At 42.5% G+C, this 19,840-nt stretch carries 19 protein-coding genes; 16 read left to right on the plus strand and 3 right to left on the minus strand.

Annotated features, from left to right (window positions below):
• Positions 1 to 5 precede the first annotated feature (5 nt).
• The gene (locus HPK16_RS02690; RefSeq protein ID WP_181675475.1) at positions 6 to 404 is read left to right on the plus strand and encodes a cytidine deaminase; all 399 of its coding nucleotides are present in this window, start codon (positions 6 to 8) and stop codon (positions 402 to 404) included.
• A complete protein-coding gene (gene era, locus HPK16_RS02695) occupies positions 401 to 1,309 on the plus strand; it encodes a GTPase Era (protein ID WP_181675476.1) in 909 nt (302 codons plus the stop codon). Before HPK16_RS02690 ends, era begins: the two co-directional genes overlap by 4 nt.
• A gap of 59 nt (positions 1,310 to 1,368) precedes the next feature.
• On the opposite strand, the gene HPK16_RS02700 is transcribed toward era, so the two are convergent.
• The gene (locus HPK16_RS02700) at positions 1,369 to 2,064 is read right to left on the minus strand and encodes a DUF4352 domain-containing protein (protein WP_181675477.1); all 696 of its coding nucleotides are present in this window, start codon (positions 2,062 to 2,064) and stop codon (positions 1,369 to 1,371) included.
• A 122-nt stretch (positions 2,065 to 2,186) separates the two neighbouring features.
• Between HPK16_RS02700 and recO the strand changes: the two genes are divergently transcribed.
• The 9 genes from recO to HPK16_RS02745 all read left to right on the plus strand — a co-directional run bounded on the left by recO (position 2,187) and on the right by HPK16_RS02745 (position 12,828).
• Entirely contained in the window at positions 2,187 to 2,966 is a 780-nt protein-coding gene (gene recO, locus HPK16_RS02705; RefSeq protein WP_181675478.1) for a DNA repair protein RecO, read from the plus strand.
• A gap of 394 nt (positions 2,967 to 3,360) precedes the next feature.
• Positions 3,361 to 4,251 carry a glycine--tRNA ligase subunit alpha gene (gene glyQ, locus HPK16_RS02710; RefSeq protein ID WP_181675479.1) on the plus strand — a complete coding sequence of 297 codons (891 nt, stop codon included), beginning with the start codon at positions 3,361 to 3,363 and terminating at the stop codon, positions 4,249 to 4,251.
• Positions 4,244 to 6,313 (plus strand): glycine--tRNA ligase subunit beta, encoded by a 2,070-nt coding sequence (gene glyS, locus HPK16_RS02715; RefSeq protein ID WP_181675480.1) that lies wholly within the window; start codon positions 4,244 to 4,246, stop codon positions 6,311 to 6,313. The genes glyQ and glyS overlap by 8 nt, the downstream gene beginning before the upstream one ends.
• Before the next feature lie 36 nt (positions 6,314 to 6,349).
• Positions 6,350 to 7,174, plus strand: coding sequence for a pyruvate, water dikinase regulatory protein (locus tag HPK16_RS02720; RefSeq protein ID WP_036094160.1), 825 nt, complete (start codon positions 6,350 to 6,352; stop codon positions 7,172 to 7,174).
• 149 nt (positions 7,175 to 7,323) lie between these two features.
• A complete protein-coding gene (locus HPK16_RS02725) occupies positions 7,324 to 7,767 on the plus strand; it encodes a YaiI/YqxD family protein (RefSeq protein WP_181675481.1) in 444 nt (147 codons plus the stop codon).
• Between the two features lie 6 nt (positions 7,768 to 7,773).
• On the plus strand, positions 7,774 to 9,657 hold the full coding sequence (gene dnaG / locus HPK16_RS02730) for a DNA primase (RefSeq protein WP_181675482.1): 1,884 nt from the start codon (positions 7,774 to 7,776) through the stop codon (positions 9,655 to 9,657).
• A 177-nt stretch (positions 9,658 to 9,834) separates the two neighbouring features.
• Positions 9,835 to 10,956 carry an RNA polymerase sigma factor RpoD gene (gene rpoD / locus HPK16_RS02735; protein WP_181675483.1) on the plus strand — a complete coding sequence of 374 codons (1,122 nt, stop codon included), beginning with the start codon at positions 9,835 to 9,837 and terminating at the stop codon, positions 10,954 to 10,956.
• Between the two features lie 58 nt (positions 10,957 to 11,014).
• A complete protein-coding gene (locus HPK16_RS02740) occupies positions 11,015 to 11,710 on the plus strand; it encodes a tRNA (adenine(22)-N(1))-methyltransferase (RefSeq protein ID WP_181675484.1) in 696 nt (231 codons plus the stop codon).
• The gene (locus HPK16_RS02745) at positions 11,707 to 12,828 is read left to right on the plus strand and encodes a Nif3-like dinuclear metal center hexameric protein (protein WP_181675485.1); all 1,122 of its coding nucleotides are present in this window, start codon (positions 11,707 to 11,709) and stop codon (positions 12,826 to 12,828) included. Before HPK16_RS02740 ends, HPK16_RS02745 begins: the two co-directional genes overlap by 4 nt.
• A gap of 90 nt (positions 12,829 to 12,918) precedes the next feature.
• Here HPK16_RS02745 and HPK16_RS02750 read toward each other — a convergent pair whose 3' ends face one another.
• Complete coding sequence (locus tag HPK16_RS02750) at positions 12,919 to 13,914, minus strand: 4-hydroxy-3-methylbut-2-enyl diphosphate reductase (protein WP_181675486.1); 996 nt, start codon at positions 13,912 to 13,914, stop codon at positions 12,919 to 12,921.
• Between the two features lie 229 nt (positions 13,915 to 14,143).
• Here HPK16_RS02750 and HPK16_RS02755 point away from each other — a divergent pair, with 229 nt between their 5' ends.
• The 5 genes from HPK16_RS02755 to HPK16_RS02775 all read left to right on the plus strand — a co-directional run bounded on the left by HPK16_RS02755 (position 14,144) and on the right by HPK16_RS02775 (position 19,073).
• Positions 14,144 to 14,830: an SGNH/GDSL hydrolase family protein gene (locus tag HPK16_RS02755; RefSeq protein ID WP_181675487.1), complete on the plus strand. Its 687-nt coding sequence runs from the start codon at positions 14,144 to 14,146 to the stop codon at positions 14,828 to 14,830.
• A 196-nt stretch (positions 14,831 to 15,026) separates the two neighbouring features.
• Complete coding sequence (locus tag HPK16_RS02760) at positions 15,027 to 16,346, plus strand: DEAD/DEAH box helicase (RefSeq protein WP_181675488.1); 1,320 nt, start codon at positions 15,027 to 15,029, stop codon at positions 16,344 to 16,346.
• A gap of 5 nt (positions 16,347 to 16,351) precedes the next feature.
• On the plus strand, positions 16,352 to 17,248 hold the full coding sequence (locus tag HPK16_RS02765) for a deoxyribonuclease IV (protein WP_181675489.1): 897 nt from the start codon (positions 16,352 to 16,354) through the stop codon (positions 17,246 to 17,248).
• Positions 17,249 to 17,272: 24 nt separating this feature from the next.
• Positions 17,273 to 18,199, plus strand: coding sequence for a manganese-dependent inorganic pyrophosphatase (locus HPK16_RS02770; RefSeq protein WP_181675490.1), 927 nt, complete (start codon positions 17,273 to 17,275; stop codon positions 18,197 to 18,199).
• A 64-nt stretch (positions 18,200 to 18,263) separates the two neighbouring features.
• Positions 18,264 to 19,073 (plus strand): GNAT family N-acetyltransferase, encoded by an 810-nt coding sequence (locus HPK16_RS02775; RefSeq protein ID WP_181675491.1) that lies wholly within the window; start codon positions 18,264 to 18,266, stop codon positions 19,071 to 19,073.
• A gap of 40 nt (positions 19,074 to 19,113) precedes the next feature.
• Here the strand turns inward: HPK16_RS02775 and HPK16_RS02780 are convergent, their stop codons facing one another.
• Entirely contained in the window at positions 19,114 to 19,827 is a 714-nt protein-coding gene (locus tag HPK16_RS02780; RefSeq protein ID WP_181675492.1) for an LTA synthase family protein, read from the minus strand.
• Positions 19,828 to 19,840 lie beyond the last annotated feature (13 nt).

Genomic DNA, 19,840 nt, shown 5'->3' on the forward strand with positions numbered 1-19,840 from the left:
TTAGGATGAAAGAAAATAATTTAATTGACCTGGCAAAACGAGCACGTGAAAACGCGTATGTGCCATATTCTAAATTCAAAGTTGGCGCGGCTTTAGTGACGACGGAAGATGAGGTCGTGCTTGGCTGCAACATCGAGAATGCTTCTTACGGTTTGACGAATTGTGCGGAGAGAACGGCGATTTTCAAAGCAGTTTCAGAAGGCAAGCATCACTTCAAAAAATTAGTGATTGTGGCAGATACAGAAGGTCCAGTGGCTCCATGTGGCGCGTGCCGTCAAGTGATTAGCGAGTTCTGTGCACCAGAAATGCCAGTAGTTTTAACAAATATGAAGGGTGATACTGTGGAAGTAACCGTTGGGGAACTACTGCCAGGAGCCTTTACACCGGGGGATCTTAAAAAATGAGTGACGTTTTCAAATCAGGTTTTGTGGCGATTGTCGGCCGTCCAAATGTAGGTAAATCGACTTTATTGAACCAAATTATCGGGCAAAAAATCGCAATCATGAGTGATAAAGCCCAAACAACGCGGAATAAAATCCAAGGTGTGTATACGACAAATGATGCGCAAGTTGTGTTCATCGATACACCTGGAATTCATAAACCGAAACATAAATTAGGCGATTTCATGGTGAAAGTAGCGCTAAATACGTTTCGAGAAGTGGACATGATTTTCTTCGTGATTGATGCGGACGCTGGTTACGGTCGTGGCGATGAGTTTATTATTGAAAAACTGAAAAGAGTAGAGGAGACACCGGTTTTCCTATTGATTAATAAAATTGACTTAGTAGAGCCAGAAGCGTTGCTAGACTTGATTGCGAAGTACAGTGAAATGCTTGATTTTGAGGAGATTATTCCAATTTCGGCACTTCAAGGGAATAACTTGGGGACGTTGCTCGAAGAAACGACGAAGCATTTACAAGAAGGTCCGATGTATTATCCAGCAGATCAAGTAACAGATCATCCCGAGCGATTCATTATTTCTGAATTGATTCGTGAACAAGTGTTAAAGTTCACACATGAAGAAGTGCCGCATTCCGTTGCTGTTGTTATCGAAGGGATTGAAGTGAATCCTGAGACGCATAAACTGCATATTATGGCACAGATTATTGTGGAACGAAGCACGCAAAAAGGCATTTTGATTGGAAAACAAGGCCAAATGCTGAAACAAATCGGTATGCGTGCACGTAAGGAAATCGAACTTTTGCTAGGATCGAAAGTATATCTAGAAATTTGGGTAAAAGTGCAAAAAGGCTGGCGTGATAAGGAACATTTCTTGAATGATTATGGCTTTGACCACGACGAGTATTAATAGAGAAAAAAAACAGAACGGACTCTAAAAAGTCCGTTCTGTTTTTTTGTCTATAATCCCTACTTTACCATCCCACTCCACGACACATCATAACAGACAATATGAAACGGACCATCACCGTAAACGTCGAAATAAATATCCTTGGTGACTTTGGTTCCAGGTTTCACCACGACACGCCAATCTTCTTTATACGCGTTATCGCCCTCTAGTCCATCATTATCATAAATCAAGAAATCATCAGCATAGTAAGTAGTCGAACGAACATCTTTATTTTCAATTGTCACGGTTGCTTTTACATAGTAACCAGCCATCGGACTATGGAACTCTTTGTCACCAGCCCATTTCTCGATTTTCGTGACATTCACAAATACGTTAGCGTCTACCTCTGCGGCTTGTCCCACTTTATACTCGGTATATTCGTCTGAAAAATAATCGTAATCCTCATCGTAATATTCCTCAGAGTCATCGTAAGGATCATCCTCGCCGTCTGTATCGTCATAGGTCGACCCATCCATTAAATCATCGTACATCATCGATTGGTTACCCATCATCGAATCACTGGCGTAACTCCCACTAAAAATAAAGCTAATTGCAAACACGCCACAAAAAATAATTCCAAGAAAAGTTGCAGAAGAAGTCATAATCGCTCCTGGCATCTTATTCTTTCTAACAATAAGTAAAATAATACCGACAATCAGACCGACCAAACATAGAAATAAGAAGAATCCGGCAAATAAAATCAATGCTACCATCATATGAAAAACGCTCCCTTTTATCGTAATACATTCATTGTACAATAGCTCAAGCATTAAATAAACGAAAATCTGCCTTTTTTTCAAATTGGTGTTGTATAATGTAGTATAAGGAGTGAATCGAGATGGAAAAATGTGAAGGAATCGTCATTCGAACGACCAATTACCGTGAATCTGATAAAATCGTTGTCATTTATTCGAAGGAGTATGGCAAAATTGGTTTAGTCGCTCGCGGTGCGAAAAAAACAAAGAGTCGGCTGGCTGCTGTGACGCAATTATTCACAAACGGCGTCTTCACTTTTTACCCGAATCGTGGGTTAGGAACATTGCAGCAAGGGGAAGCGATTACTTCTTTTTCATCGATCCAGACAGATATTTTTCTGACGGCCTATGCGACATATGCGTGTGAATTGCTCGATAAGGCGACGGAGGAACAGCAGGCGAATGGTCCGCTTTACAACCTGTTTTATCAAATTATTCACCATATTGATGAAGGATATGATCCTCAGGTATTGACGCAGATTTTTGAGATGAAGATGCTTTCGGTGTTAGGTTTGTATCCGACGATGGATCGATGCGCGATATGTGGGCAAACGGAAGGTCGATTTGATTTTTCGGCGTATGCGAATGGAATTGTGTGTCATCGCTGTTTTGAGCGGGATAAATACCGACTGCATATGACGGAAAAATCGGTGAAATTGATGCGTTTATTTTATATTTTTCAGTTGGATCGGCTTGGGAATATTGATGTGAAACAGGAGACGAAAGAAGAGGTCCAGCGCGCGATTGACACGTACTATGAGCAGTATTCCGGCTTGTATTTGAAGAGCAAGAAGTTCCTTAATAATATGAAGAACTGGGACGAACTTTTAAAAGACCCAACGAAAAAAGAAGATGACGATTGACTTTCTGTTCAAAATGCGGTAAATTTTAATGTATATACAATAGGTGCAACGACGGAAAAATAGTATTAAAAAGCTCTTTTCTAAGCGAGTTCGGAGATGGTGTGAGCCGAGCGTCAAACTTTTTAAGAAGGCCTTCCCGAGCACGAACGAAATCAAGGTGGGATTTGAGAATACTCTTTCGCGAAGTAAAGCCAAACCGATTTTTGTATTAAAAATGGGTAGGATGTAGAACATGGCTTTACACAAATCGAGCGCTTGTCGCCGATTTATATCGGGTATAATCTGTCCAAATAGGGTGGAACCGCGTGAGTTTAGCTCTCGTCCCTATGCTTTTCTTTTTAGGAGGCATAGAGACGAGGGTTTTTATATGCCTAATTTTATGGAGGTGGATTTGATGAATTTACAAACGATGATCCGAACGTTACAAGATTATTGGTCTGAACAAGGTTGTATTATGTTGCAATCCTATGATGTGGAAAAAGGTGCGGGAACAATGAGTCCGTATACATTTTTAAAAGCGATTGGTCCTGAGCCGTGGAAAGCGGGTTATGTGGAGCCTTCGCGTCGTCCTGCTGATGGTCGTTATGGGGAAAATCCGAACCGTTTATTTCAGCATCACCAATTTCAAGTTGTGATGAAACCGTCACCTGATAATATTCAAGAGCTGTATTTGGGATCGCTTGAAAAGCTTGGAATTAACGCGTTGGAGCATGATATTCGCTTTGTTGAGGATAACTGGGAAAATCCGTCGCTTGGTTGCGCGGGTCTTGGTTGGGAAGTTTGGCTTGATGGGATGGAAATCACGCAGTTTACGTACTTCCAACAGGTCGGTGGATTGGAATGTTCGCCAGTGACATCGGAAATTACGTATGGCTTGGAGCGATTGGCTTCTTATATTCAAGAAAAAGAGAACGTGTTTGATTTGGAATGGACGGACGGCATTTCGTATCGTGATATTTTTTATCAAGCGGAATTTGAGAACTCGAAGTATGCCTTTGAAACGTCTAGCGGCGACATGTTGTTATCGCTTTTTGATACGTATGAGCGTGAGGCTGGGCGTCAAATGGAAGAGGGACTGGTTTTTCCCGCGTATGATTATGTGCTGAAATGTTCGCATACTTTTAACTTGCTCGATGCAAAAGGTGTGGTTTCGGTGACGGAACGCGCGCAATATATCGCTAGAATTCGGAATTTAGCGCGTCGTATTGCGAAAACTTTCTATAATGAACGTGAAAAACTTGGATTCCCACTGTTGAAAGAAAAGGAGGGCGCAGATCATGAGTAAAGATTTTCTATTGGAAATTGGTTTAGAGGAGATGCCAGCGAAATACATTACTGCGTCAGTGAAACAATTACAAGAACGTGTTGAAAAATGGCTTGCAGAGAATGATTTGGAATATAAAACGACGGAAGTTTACTCAAGTCCTCGCCGTTTGTCAGTGATCGTGAAAGATCTAGCTGAAAAACAAGCGGACCGTGTGGAAGAGTCGAAAGGGCCAGCTAAAAAAATCGCGAAAGATGCGGATGGTAACTGGTCAAAAGCGGCGCAAGGCTTTGCGAGAGGTCAAGGTGTTGATCCTGAAACGTTGGAATTCCGCGAAATTAATGGTGTGGAATATATTTATTTGGAGAAGGAAGTAAAAGGTGCAGCGACGATTGACTTATTGCCTGAGATGCGCCAAATCATTACTTCGATGACGTTCCCGGTTAGTATGCACTGGGCGGCCTATGATTTGAAATATATTCGTCCGATTAAATGGTTAATCGCGCTGTTTGGAGATCAAGTGATTCCATTTGAAATTACGAATGTGACGACTGGAAATGAAACGCGTGGACATCGCTTCTTGGGCGGTTCTGTGACGGTTGCTAATCCAGCTGAGTATGAAGAAGCACTTTTGAGCCAGTTTGTAGTGGCGGATGCAGCAAAACGAAAAGCGGCAATTGTGAGCCAAATTGAGGAAATTGAAGCGGTAGAGAACTGGAAGATTCCTGTTGACGAGGATCTTTTGGAAGAGGTTAATAATTTAGTAGAATATCCGACGGTCCTGCACGCTACTTTTGACGAGGCGTATTTGGAGTTACCGGAGGAAGTTCTGATTACAACGATGAAGGAGCACCAACGTTATTTCCCTGTGGTTGACGAGGCTGGCAAATTGCGACCGTACTTTATCACGGTTCGAAACGGAAATCATGAGCATCTGGAAACTGTTGCGAAAGGGAATGAAAAAGTCTTGCGCGCGCGTTTATCTGATGCAGATTTCTTCTATCAAGAAGATTTGAAAATCACGATTGACGAAGCCGTTGCGAAACTAAATAACATCGTTTTCCATGAGAAATTAGGAACGTTGACGGAAAAAATGATACGTGTGAAAAAAGTGGCGCTAATTATTGCGGAACAATTACACATGACCGATGCGCAAAAAGTGAAAATTGCGCGTGCTGCGGATATTTACAAATTTGACTTAGTGACGAACTTAGTCGGTGAATTCCCTGAATTACAAGGAATCATGGGTGAAAAATATGCGTTATTACAAGGCGAAGATGCAGAAGTGGCGACGGCGATTCGGGAGCACTACATGCCAACATCGGCGGACGGTGAATTGCCACAAAGCGATATCGGTGCGTTACTCGCAGTTGCGGATAAACTGGAAACATTGACTGGATTTTTCTGTGTGAATATCGTGCCTACTGGTTCGGCGGATCCGTTTAGTTTACGTCGTAGTGCGCTAGGAATTATGCGTATTATTCAAGCGAAGAACTGGGATATAAAGCTGCTTAGCGTATTAGCAGATACGGTAGAAATCGAGCGAGCAGAAGGTCTGAATACAATCCCAAGTGAAGAAGTTTTCGAGCAGGTAGAATTATTCTTGCAAAATCGATTACGCGCGATCCTTTCTGACCAACAAATTCGTCATGATATTATTGATGCGGTGGTTAGTGCTGGCAGTAATGTTGTACCGGAGTTGATCGAGCGCGCGGAGTTGCTGAATAAGAATCGCGATGCGGAGTGGTTCCGTCCAACAATGGAAGCTCTAGCACGTGTTGTCAATATTTCTAAAAAGCATCAAGGCGGCGAGGTTATTATCGACCCAAGTCTTTTTGAAAACGATTCGGAGCAACAGTTATTTGATGCTGTTCAGAAGTTGAAGCAAGACTATCCAACACTGATAATAGTAGACAGATTGCGAGCTTTTGCAGCATTACGTACAGCGATTGATGCCTATTTTGAGAATACGCTTGTCATGAGTGACGATGAAGCGGTTCGAAATAACCGTTTGGCGCTATTGTTTGAACTAGCGAGCTTCATTAAGGAATTTGCCCAAATTGAAGAAATCAACGTGAAATAAGAACGAGAAGCTTTTTAATGAAAGGAGCTAATGGCTATGACACAACCAGCAGTATATGTCGTTTCGGATTCGACAGGGGAAACGGCAGAACTAGTGACGCGCGCGGCTTTGATGCAGTTTGGTAAGAGCCCGCAGTTTATTCACCGTTTTCATCATGTAGATACACCGGATATGATTGAGGAAATTGTTGATTTAGTGGCCGTGAATAACGGAATCATCGTGCATACAATCGTTGTCGAGGAAGTGCGTGAAGAGTTAAATAAAACCGCGAAAAGCTTTGGTGTACCGATAATCGATATTTTTGGACCGCTTCTGGCACAGTTGGAAGAAACGTACCAAATTAAGCCGCTTTCGGAGCCTGGTATGGTGCGATCGCTTGATGAAGCTTACTTCCGAAAAGTTGCGGCGATTGAATTTGCGGTGGAAAATGACGACGGCCGGAATCCACGCGGGCTGTTGCAAGCGGACTACGTATTAATTGGAATTTCTCGAACTTCAAAAACGCCACTTTCGCAATATTTGGCGCTCAAAGGCTTGAAAGTAGCGAATGTACCGATTGTTCCAGAAGCACAAGTTCCAGAAGAATTGTTCGAAATCGATCCAAATAAGATTATTGGCTTAAAAATCAGCAAGGAAAAATTGAATCAGATTCGTGAAAAACGGTTGGCTTCGATTGGACTTAGTGGGGTTGGTAATTATGCGAGCCATGATCGGATTGACGCGGAGCTGGAGATTTTTACGGAACTCACGAATAAGCTTGGATGTTACGTCTTAGATGTTACAAATAAAGCGATTGAAGAGACGGCAAATGATATTTTAATGCATATTGGTGAAATTGTTGATGAAAATTTAGAATTATAGAAGGAAAATAAGATTTTATGGCGAATATATATATTATAGCGATTAAAACGGTGGAAATTCTTGTTTTGATCGCCTATAATATATTTTTGTGTGTGGGTTATGTGTTTTCTCCAAATATAAGAGTGAATTAGATATGAGGAGGGAGAAACATGAAGATTTTTATCGATGCAGATGCTTGTCCTGTGAAGGATGAGATACGTGAACTAGCGAAGAAATATGATTTGCCAATGACTTTTGTGGCGTCATATAATCACTTCTCTGTGAATTTGCCAGCAGGTGAGGTATGGGTTTTTGTTGATACGGATAAGGAATCTGCGGACATGCGTATACTTAATCTAGCGAAGAGCGGCGATATCGTGGTGACTCAAGATATTGGGCTTGCCAGCATGTTGATTGCGAAAGACGTCGCTACTTTTTCTAATCGCGGGGAGGAATATCGCGAAAGTGAGATGGCAATGATGCTTGATATGCGGTATTTGCACGCAAAAGAACGTAGACAAGGCAAGTATAGTAAGGGCCCACGAGCGATGAGTTTTCAAGATAATGAGAATTTTCTACAGAAGCTGGATACGTTTATAAAAGCGAGGTTATAATAGAAGATGCAACGGATTCCAGAAGAAAAAATTGATGAGATACGTTCCCAAGCAGACATTGTGGACGTGGTTGGAAGTTATGTTCAGCTTAAGAAGCAAGGGCGTAATTACACGGGGCTTTGTCCTTTTCATGGCGAGAAAACACCATCCTTTTCGGTATCACCTGAGAAACAGATTTTCCATTGTTTTGGGTGTGGTAAGGGAGGCAATGTTTTTTCATTTTTAATGCAGATTGATGGGCTTTCGTTTGTCGAGTCAGTGAAGAAAGTGGCTGACATGGCGCATATTCCGTTAGATATTGAGATATCTTCTGGTGACAGAACGCCTGCAAATCGGCCTGATAGTCAAGAAGGTAAGATGATTGAAATCCATCAATTGACGAGTAAGTTGTATCATTATTTGTTGATGGAAACCGAGGAAGGGCAAGAGGCTTTACAATACTTGCTCGATCGGGGCATGTCGGAACAGGAACTAGATCATTTTGAGATTGGTTTTGCACCGGCAGATGTGTTAACGGTAACTACTTTTTTGAAGAAACGCGAGATTGATTTGCCGCTCGCGGTGGAATGTGGCTTGCTTACGGAGCGCGATGATGGTAACATAGTAGACCGGTTCCGAAATCGGATTATGTTTCCGATTAAGAATGATCGCGGTCAATTGGTTGGTTTTTCGGGGCGCCTTTTTAATCAAGACGATGGTCCGAAATATTTGAACAGTCCGGAGACGCCGATTTTTAATAAACGAAATATCCTATATCATTTTTCTGATGCGAGACAGGAGATTCGTAAAAAAGAGGAAATCCTGTTGCTAGAAGGCTATATGGATGTTATTTCTGGTGTTTCGGCGGAGTTTCAAAATGGCGTGGCCTCGATGGGGACCTCGCTAACGGAGGAACATGTGCAGATGATTCGGCGTGTCACGAACCGAGCTGTTATTTGTTATGATGGCGATCGCGCTGGTATTGAGGCAAGTTTTAAAGCTGGGACACTACTGGCGGAACAACATCGGTTAGAAGTTTTTGTGTTGCAATTGCCGAATGGGAAAGATCCGGATGACTTTATTCGTTCAGAAGGGGCAGAGAAATTTGCAGAGGTTTATGCGCATCAACGCTTGAGTTGGACGGCTTTTAAACTGCAATTTTTGAGACGGAATCGTAATCTCCAGAATGAAACGGAGAAGATTGCCTATTTGGGTGAAGCGCTCGTTGAAATCGGGAAACTGGATCAGGCTGTGGAGCGGGAGCTTTATTTGAAACAGTTGGGCTCGGAATTTGAGTTGTCGATGGATGCGTTGAAACAGCAGTTACAGCAATCTGTTGCGACCACAGTGAAGCCAAAGACGCGTGATTATGGTGGGCCTCCGCCAGAGGATTTTGGAGAGTACCCAGTATATGATAGCGGTGGTGGACCTGTTCACGAGGAGTTTCATTTTCAGCAACCGAATCAAGCGCCATCTGCTGGACTGACCTCAGAGAAACGTCTGTTGAAATACATGCTGGAAGATCGTGATGCGTTTATTCAGATTCGGAATATGATGCAGGAGCAGGAAATTGATTTTTATCATGATAATTATCAAGCATTGTATACGCATCTAATTGGCTTTTACGCTTCTGGAAATGATGCTAATCCGCTTGCTTTAATGGATCAGCTTCCAAATGAGGTGTCGCGAAATTTAGTCAGTGAACTCGAAATGATGGTTGTGAATTCAGATGTGACCAATGAAGAGTATCAAGATTATATTTTTAGCTTAAAAAAAGCAGGTATTGAGCGAGACATTAAAGAAAAAGAACAACAGTTATTAGTAGCCTCGCAACAGGGGGAGATGGCGCTGGCATTAGAACTAGCCAGAACTATCACGACGATGCGGGCTGATTTAAAACGTAATATTTAAGGTAAAACAATTCACTAGAAAGATGTTACAACAGGCATACCTACAAATATAGAAGCATGCACTAGCGCAATATTTGGCTCTCTAAGTATGAGTCAGGGCGCGTCAAGTGTTTAGAAACTGGGCAATGAGGTAAGGTATATCATTGACGGTTATTTTGGAAGGAGGACATGGCAGACTATGGCTAAAAAACCGCAAGAAACGAAACCAGAAGATTTGAACCTAGATAAAGCAAAAGAATTATTAATTGAAGATGGCAAGAAGAAGGGGTCTTTAACGTACGCCGAGATCGCTGCCAAACTTGCGCCATTTACTTTAGATAGCGACCAAATGGACGAATTTTTAGAGTTGCTTACAGTATTAACGATTGAGGTTTCGGACGATGACGAGGAAGATGATCCGAATGAAGCGGAATTAATCAAAGAAGAGACTGCTGAAATTGACTTGAATGATTTGAGCGTACCTCCGGGTGTTAAAATTAATGACCCTGTGCGGATGTACTTAAAGGAAATCGGTCGTGTGAATCTACTTTCCGCGGATGAAGAGATTGCCTTAGCGAAGCGTATCGAACAAGGCGATGTTGAGGCAAAAGGACGTTTGGCAGAAGCTAACTTACGTCTCGTTGTTAGTATCGCGAAACGTTACGTTGGTCGTGGTATGTTATTCCTTGATTTGATTCAAGAAGGTAACATGGGATTAATGAAAGCAGTTGAGAAGTTTGACTTTAACAAAGGGTTCAAATTTAGTACGTATGCGACATGGTGGATTCGTCAAGCGATTACCCGCGCTATTGCCGATCAAGCGCGCACGATTCGTATCCCGGTTCACATGGTTGAAACGATTAACAAATTGATCCGTGTCCAACGTTCCTTACTCCAAGATTTAGGACGTGACCCATCACCTGAAGAAATCGGTGAAGAAATGGATTTACCGACAGAAAAAGTTCGTGAAATCCTAAAAATTGCGCAAGAACCAGTATCCCTTGAAACGCCAATTGGTGAAGAGGATGATTCGCACCTTGGTGATTTCATTGAAGACCAAGAAGCAACATCACCATCGGATCATGCGGCATATGAATTGCTAAAAGAGCAGTTGGAAGATGTGCTTGATACGCTAACGGATCGTGAAGAGAACGTACTTCGGTTGCGTTTTGGTCTAGATGATGGTCGTACGCGCACGCTTGAAGAGGTTGGTCGTGTATTTGGCGTTACTCGTGAGCGTATTCGTCAAATCGAAGCAAAAGCGCTACGCAAATTAAGACATCCAAGCCGTAGCAAACAGTTAAAAGATTTCTTAGAATAAAAATTTCAGAGGAGAGTGCGTAACAATCGCGCTCTCTTTTTTACAAAGGATGATTTTTTTGAACGAACAACAATTATCAGAACGATTAGAAAAAGTGGTATCTTATGTACCGGTAGGGTCGCGGATTGCAGATATTGGCAGTGATCATGCATATTTGCCATGCTATGCGGTTCAACAAGGTCAAGTGGAGTTCGCGATTGCGGGTGAGGTAGTGGAAGGCCCGTTTCAGTCAGCAACGAAGCAAGTGCGGAGCTTGGGATTGACTGAGGAAATAGCTGTTCGTAAGGGGGACGGTTTGGCGGTTATGGAACCAGAAGACGCAATTGAGACAATCGTTATTGCAGGAATGGGCGGGGCGCTTATTCGTTCGATTTTGGAGGCAGATGCAGCGAAATTAGTAGGTGTGAAGCGTGTAGTCTTGCAACCGAATATTGCGGCGCATCAGTTACGTGAATGGGGCGAAGTCAATCAGTGGGCGCTCACGGCAGAAGCAATTTTGCGCGAAGATAATAAGATTTATGAGATATTAGTCTTGGAACCGAGTGAGAATAAGGTTGTTTATTCGGATGCAGAGCGCTTGTTGGGGCCATTTTTGATGCGAGAAAAGTCAGCCGTTTTTCAAACTAAATGGGAGCATGAGTTGAGCAACTGGAAAGGAATTCAGGCTAAGATTGATGCTAGTAATGTGAAAAATGCAGCGAAATTGGCGGAATTGGATGCGAAAATAAGGATAATAGAGGATGTGTTACGATGAAAGTAGCAAATGGTTACGAATACGTCGCTATTTTAGAAGGCATTGCACCGAAGAAATACGCGATGGAAGGTGATCCAATTGGGCTTCAAATTGGTGATTTGGCGCGTAAAGTCCGCAAACTTATGTTTACACTAGATGTGTTGGAGAATGTGGTAGATGAGGCGATTGAAAAAGGTGTGGACATGATTATCGCGCATCATCCGTTGCTTTTTAGACCGCTTAAAAAGATTGATTTCGCGACGCCTCAAGGTAGAATCGTGAAGAAGTTAATCAAACATGATATCATCGTTTACGCGGCGCATACGAATTTGGACATTGCAAATGGTGGTGTGAATGATGCGATAAGTGAGTTGCTAGGCCTGGGCGATACTGAAATCATTGTTCCTACATATACAGAAACTTATAGCAAAATGGCGGTTTATACGCCTGATTTTGCAGAGGAATCGATTCGTTTGGCTTTGGTGAATAATGGTGCTGGACGATTCTCAAATCGCTACTCGGAGTGTACTTTTTCGGTGGAAGGAACCGGTCGTTTCTTGCCGAATGACAAAGCGAATCCGACGATAGGGAAACCTGGGGATCTTGAAACAGTGCAGGAAGTGAAGATTGAAGCGATTTTTCCGCGTTCTGAAATGGATCGAATTGTGAAAGCGGTGAAATTATCACATCCATATGAGGTTCCGGTGATTGACATCTATCCATTGGAGAATGTGACGTCAAAAATGGGACTTGGTCGAATCGGGAACCTGCCTAAACCAATGGATTTGAAGGCGTTTATTGGTTTTGTGAAGGAAAAGCTCTCGATTGAGAATGTGCGAGTAATCGGGGACGCGACTCGTTCTGTGCGCAAGATTGGAATTATTGGTGGAGATGGTAACAAGTTTATTCATGATGTAAAGCGGGCAGGAGCAGATGTCTATATTACAGGGGATATTTACTACCATACAGGTCATGATTTATTGGCGATTGACTTGCCGACGATTGATGCGGGCCACTACATCGAAAAAGTCATGAAAGCTAGTCTTTTGAAGCAATTTGATGAGGTATGCCAAGGCTATGGTCTCGATATCGATTTGATTGTGTCGGAGAGAAATACGAATCCATTTACATTTTATTAGGAGGAAGTAGCATAACGTTTACTTATCTTAGTGTAGCCCTAACTGCACATAGAAAAAGACTAGAGCCACATCACCGCTCTAGTCTTTTTCTCATTTACCGCCGTTTTTTAAGTGTTCTAAACGGGCAGCGCGTTGTTTTTCGATATTTTTCTTGCGGGCACGTGGCAAAATACTGATTGGATCGACATCATGTTTACGCTCCCATGTAGTGGAATCTTCTGGATCGTAGGCGTCTAGGAACACGAGGACTTCACGGATAATTTGGGTTGGTGTACTCGCCCCAGCTGTTACCGCTACTTTCTTCGCATCTTTAATCCAATCTAAGTCCAATTCTTCAATGTTTGCAATCCGATGTGCCGGAACGCCAGCTTTTTCTTCGGATACCTGTGCTAAACGATTGCTGTTGTTACTCCTTGGATCACCGACAACAATCGTCACATCCGCACCTTTAGCTTGTTTGGCAACGGCTTCTTGACGAACTTGTGTCGCCATACAAATTTCTTGATGTTGCTCGGCTTGCGGATAGACCGACTGGATATAATCCATCAAATCCATCACGTCCCACTGGCTCATCGTCGTTTGATTCGTCACGAAAACCTTCTCGTCAGTAAGTGGTAGGGCATCGACATCTTCCATATTTTCAACGAGATGCACGATATCCGGTGCGACACCAACCGCACCTTCTGGCTCTGGATGGCCTTTTTTACCGATATAAATGACATGAAAACCTTCATGCTTTTTCTCTAAAATTAAATCGTATGTTCGCGTCACATCTGGACACGTGGCATCAAGCGTTGTCAGACCTTTCGCTTTGGCGCGCTCTTTCACGGCCGGAGAAACACCATGTGCTGTAAAAATGACGGTACCACTATCGATTTGGTCTAAAATAGCTTCTCGATTTGGACCATCAAGTGTGACAATCCCAACATCTTCAAAAGCTTCTGTGACATGTTGATTATGAACGATCATGCCGAGTATATGAATAGGGCGAGGCAGGTTCGGATCGAGTGAAGCATTACGCGCAATCACCATCGCATCCACCACGCCGTAACAATAACCACGAGGGGCAATCTTTATAATTTCCAATGTTAAACCTCCTAAATTTCTCAAGGTGTAGCAATAGTTAGGCAGGACAACAAAAATGCCGACTACTTATCTATTATAAGCCAGATTTCGGATGGTTTCAACTGGCGGAGTTCTACTGGATGAAAAACGTCTAAATTCCCCTTGTACAATTATTTTTTTTATGCTACAATGAATCGTTTTTATGGTCATTTTCGACTATAGAGGCAAATTATAATGAGGAGTGGAAAAGATGAAGAAATTAGTATTAATAATGGCATTGCTTTTAACTTTAACGGTTGGTACAGGTAAAGTTAACGCGGCCGAGGTAACGGATTGGTCGAACACAACTTGGAATGTCTTGGGTGATAGCTTGACAGATCCAAATAATACAACGGCAACTAAAAGATATTTTGACTACATTCAGGAAACTATGAAGATTAAAAAGGTCAATAACTATGGTAAAGGTGGCTCTACGGTATCGAATCTCTCTTTACCAATGAGTGAACGTTACATATCTATGGATGATAGTGCGAATTTGATCACTGTTTTTGGAGGTCTTAATGACTATGGCAGAAATGTGGAGCTCGGTACGCTAAATGATACTGCGAATAATACGTATTACGGTGGGCTCGATACGCTTCTAAAAGGATTGGTTAAAAAATATCCTAATAAAAAAATCGGCTTTATATCGATGTACAGCCGAACCTTCTTCCCATCCGTAAATCGTATCGGTATCCCAGATTATGCGTATGTTAATGCGGAGATCGATGTTTGTGATCGCTATAATATTAAGCATTTGAACTTATATGAAATTGATTCGCTTAACTTGGGTAGCTCTGAAGGTAGGCAGTATAGTACTCCGGATGGCGTTCATTTGAATACGCAAGGGCATCAGCATCTTGCAGAAATAATGGAGCCATTTATTAAAAGTTTATAATGGGTCCAAGTTTACTGAATGAATATGAAAGTATAGAGTCTTCTCAACAAGTTAGGAAATTTGTCTAACTTTTGAGAAGGCTTTTTGAGTTAGATAGGTTGAAGCGGTGCTATGAAGTAGATTCTCTAACTTTACTAGTGACTGTATACCCTATTGTGTGCTATACTAACGTTTAGGAACAGAACGGAGTGGAAAAATGAACAAAAAAACAAGGTTTGATCAATTTCATTTTCAACCTTTTATTCAGCTTGCCATTGATAAATTAGGTTTTTATGAACCAACAGAGGTACAACAGAAACTAATACCGGCGATTATGAAAGGCGAAAGCGTTGTGGGGCAATCTCAAACGGGAACTGGGAAGACGCATACTTTCTTACTGCCAATCATCAACAAAATTAGAGCGGACAAAGATAGTGTGCAGGCAGTTATTACAGCACCAAGTCGTGAGCTCGCAACACAGATTCACAATGAAATCAAAAAACTCATCAAATATAGCGATGACGAAATTCGTTCGCTGCTCGTTATTGGTGGTACGGATAAACAAAGAACGATTGATCGTTTGAAGAAGCAACAGCCACATATTGTTGTTGGTACGCCTGGTCGAATTAATGATTTAATTCGTGAAACAGCGCTACTCGTTCACACAACGCAGGTCTTTGTTATCGATGAAGCGGATATGACGCTTGATATGGGATTCTTGATGGATGTCGATCAAATTGCGAGCAAAATGCCTGAGAACTTGCAAATGCTTGTTTTCTCAGCAACAATCCCGCAAAAATTGAAACCTTTCTTGAAAAAATACATGGAAAATCCGCGTTATGAGCATATTCAGCCTCAAGCGTTGGCGAATACGGATGTGGCGCATCAACTCATTGCTCGCCGTAGTAAGAATAAAATCGATATTCTAAAAGACGCGCTCGTAGCTTATCAACCATATTTGGCAGTCGTTTTCACAAACACGAAAGCAATGGCGGATGAAGTGGCGAAAGGCTTGACAGAACGTGGTTTGAAAGTGGCTAAGATTCATGGCGGCGTCGAGGCCCGCGAGCGTAAACGTACAATGAAGCAGTTGGAAAGCTTGGAGTACCAATACGTTGTGGCGACTGATTTAGCGGCGCGTGGTATTGATATTCAAGGCATCAGCCATATCATTAACTACGAGTTACCAAGCGATCTTGATTTTTACATCCATAGAACGGGTCGTACAGGTCGTGCCGGACATTCTGGTATCGCGCTTACGATTTACGAACCATCGGATGAAGATGCACTGAACCAATTGGAAAAAATGAATATCGAATTCAAACACGTCGATCTTAAAAATGGCGAATTTGTCGATGCGGATGACCGTAATCGTCGTCAAAAACGTGAAGCGAAGCGCGAAGCAGCGGATCCACGCGAAATCGGTATGCGTAAAAAAGCCAAAGAAAAAGGCAAACCAAACTACAAAAAGAAATTGAACTACAAAATGAATGAGATTAAACGTCGCGAAAGAAAAATGAACAAACGCGGGAGGTAATTAGCATGTTAAGATTAGGCTCACATGTTTCGATGAGCGGTAAAGATATGATGCTTGCCGCAAGTCAGGAAGCAGCGTCTTATGGATCGAATACATTCATGATCTACACAGGCGCGCCACAAAATACACGACGCAAACCGATTGAAGACTTGAACATTGAAGCGGGACTTGCACATATGAAAGAGCATGACATCACGGATATCGTGGTGCATGCGCCTTACATTATTAATATTGGAAATGCCGTGAAACCAGAAACATTTGAAATCGGCGTGACTTTCTTGCAGTCAGAAGTGGAACGTACGGCGGCTCTTGGCGCGAAACAAATCGTTCTTCATCCTGGCGCACATGTTGGTGAAGGCGCAGAAACGGGCATTAAGCAGATTATTAAAGGCTTGAATGAATCGTTGAAACCGGATCAGAACGTGCAAGTTGCTCTGGAGACGATGGCTGGAAAAGGTACAGAGATTGGTCGCACATTTGAAGAAATCGCTGCGATTATGGATGGTGTGACGCATAATGAGTTGCTTTCTGTGACATTTGATACGTGTCACGTGCATGATGCTGGTTATGATATTGTGAACGATTTTGACGGCGTTTTGAACCAGTTTGATAAAATTATTGGTTTGGATCGCTTGAAGGTGTTACATATCAATGATAGTAAGAATGAACGAGGCGCGCATAAGGATCGTCACGCAAATATTGGCTTCGGTCATATTGGTTTTGACGCGTTGAATTATATCGTGCATCATCCGCAGCTGGACGACATTTCTAAAATTTTGGAAACGCCGTATGTTGGGGAAGATAAGAAGAATAAGAAGGCTCCGTATAAGCATGAAATTGCGATGCTTCGTAGCCAGACATTTGATCCAGACCTGTTAACGAAAATCATGGCGACCGAATAAGGCGCTAATAAAGGAGATAAAAACATGACAAAATCACTCGTTTTTGGACATAAAAACCCGGATACAGATACAATTTGTTCGGCGATTGCCTATGCTGAATTAAAGAAAGCGCAAGGTCAAGATATCGAAGCAGTGCGTCTTGGCGAAATCAATAGTGAGACGGCTTTCGTCCTTGATTATTTCAAAGTAGAAGCGCCGCGCCTTGTTGAAACGGTTGCGAATGAAGTAAAAACGGTTAGCTTAGTAGATCATAATGAGAAGCAACAAAGCGTAGCTGATATTGAAGATGTTACCGTGGTTGAAGTTATCGATCATCATCGTATCGCGAATTTCGAAACGGCAGATCCTTTGTATTACCGCGCGGAGCCAGTTGGTTGTACAGCGACAATTCTTTTCAAAATGTTCCGGGAAAAAGGCATCGAAATTTCGAAAACGACGGCGGGTCTTATGCTTTCGGCGATTATTTCCGATACTTTGTTGTACCAATCACCAACGTGTACACCTGAAGATAAGGAAGTCGCTGAAAAATTGGCAACTATCGCAGGTGTTGAAACAGCTGCATATGGCTTGGACATGTTAAAAGCTGGTGCAGATGTGACGACTAAAACGGTTCCTGAACTATTGCTGGACGCCAAAGAATTCGAAATGGGCGGTTCGAAAGTAGAAATCGCGCAAATCAATGTTGTCGATGAAAAAGATGTATTGGTGCGCCAAACAGAAGTGGAAGCAGAAATGAGCAAACGGATCGCTGATAAAGGTCTTGATTTGTATTTGTTTGTCATCACGAATATTTTGACGAATGATTCTGTAGCCATTGCGCTTGGTAGCAAAACCGATAAAGTCGAAGCGGCATATGGCGTTGTTTTTGCGGCGAATGTAGCACCACTAGCTGGTGTTGTCTCGCGTAAGAAACAAGTCGTGCCAATTTTGACAGAGATTTTTGCGAAATAACACCAGATGAGAAGCAGCTTAGTTGTATAGGCTGTTTCTTTTTCTATAGGAAGGGGCGATTAAATTGAAGATAGATCGTTTGGATAGTCTATCATTGGTGGAGCAGGTGGCGCTATGGAATGAGGCATTCGCAGATTATCTCGTACCAGCCGCTATGACCGAAGCGAGCTTCACTGCGAGAATGGAGAAATTGCAACAATCACCACACGAGTCGTTAATCGCAAAAGTGGACGGCGAGGCGGCGGCGATTATATTGACGGGAACGCGCGACTTTACAAATACTAGAATGGCGTGGATTGGCGGACTTGCGGTTGTGCCGAGATTCAGGAAAATGGGGATATCGAATCAACTTTTGGAGCGGCTTTTTGTGAGTTACCAAGAGCAGGGTGTGGATGAGTCGCGTTTAGAGGTGATTTCAGAGAATATTCCTGCGCTTCGACTTTATCAAAAGTTAGGCTATACGCAGATAAATGAATTGATTTATCTTACTGGGACTTTGCAGGATCATGGTGTGGCGAGTTATCGCTTGAAAGAAGTGAACGATCCGAACGATTACATAGCGCTAGAAGAGGACGTGTTACCGTGGCAAAATCGGATTGCGGCGCATCATAAAATCGCGACTATTTGGCGGAATGATGAGCAGTTAGGGTATATTGTTTATGGGATTTCGGATGAGAATCTGATTCTTTTGCAAGTGAGATTAAATAATGCGCCAAATCAAATTCTAGGATTATTACAGGCGTTTCACGATATGTACGGCAGTATTTCTTGTGCGGTTTTTAATGAGGTCGTGACAAGCGAATATCTCCCTGTTTTATTGGACAGAGGCTTTGAAAAAGTAGCGAAACAAATCCAGATGCGAAAAAAAATCTAGCAAAAAGCGTTTTCCCGAGTGGAAAACGCTTTTTTAACACCTATGTTCTCCGACGAATCGGAATGAAGTTTGCCAGGAACAGTACAATAGCCAGAATCAGCGCTGTGTAGGAAACGACGGCGTTCCAGTCCAGTACACGAATGTAAATCCCAACGAATGCCCAGACAAAGACAAGTGGCGCGATCCAATCGTTTTCGCGGGCTCGGAAAGTATAAGCGATAAGCGTTGCAACAATGAGTAGTAAAATCGTCCAAACGACTTCGCCAAGCCCTAAGAAGCTGGTGATCTCTCGCCACGTGAGGTAATAACAAATATTCGCGATAGTTGCCACGCTTACCCAACCTAAGTAGAGACTGATTGGCGCCCTCCAAATAAGCGATTTTGTCACGGCTTGTTGTGCTTTGTAAAGCGTGATGAGTCCAATTAAGAGTAAGAGCATGACGATTACGGAGCCTAGAAAATACCCATAATGCCAGCAAACAATCCATAAACCGTTTAATAAAGACGTTATCGAGAATGAAAAGGCGAGCGCTTTCGTCACATTTTTTCGATTGAAAGTCAGTGCGATGAGCCATAGGAACAGGCTGACGTAAATCACGCCCCAAATAATAAATACGTATCCCGCTGGTGTAAATAAAACATCGAGTCGATTGGAGATTTCCCCAGTATTCACGCCATTCAGCGGTAAAATATTGGCTAATGCATTCATGCCAACCATGATCACAAAGCACAGATACATCCAGATTAATTTCATTTTAAGCACCTCC

The sequence above is a fragment of the Paenilisteria rustica genome (genome assembly GCF_013820765.1).
GTDB classification, from domain to species: domain Bacteria; phylum Bacillota; class Bacilli; order Lactobacillales; family Listeriaceae; genus Listeria_A; species Listeria_A rustica.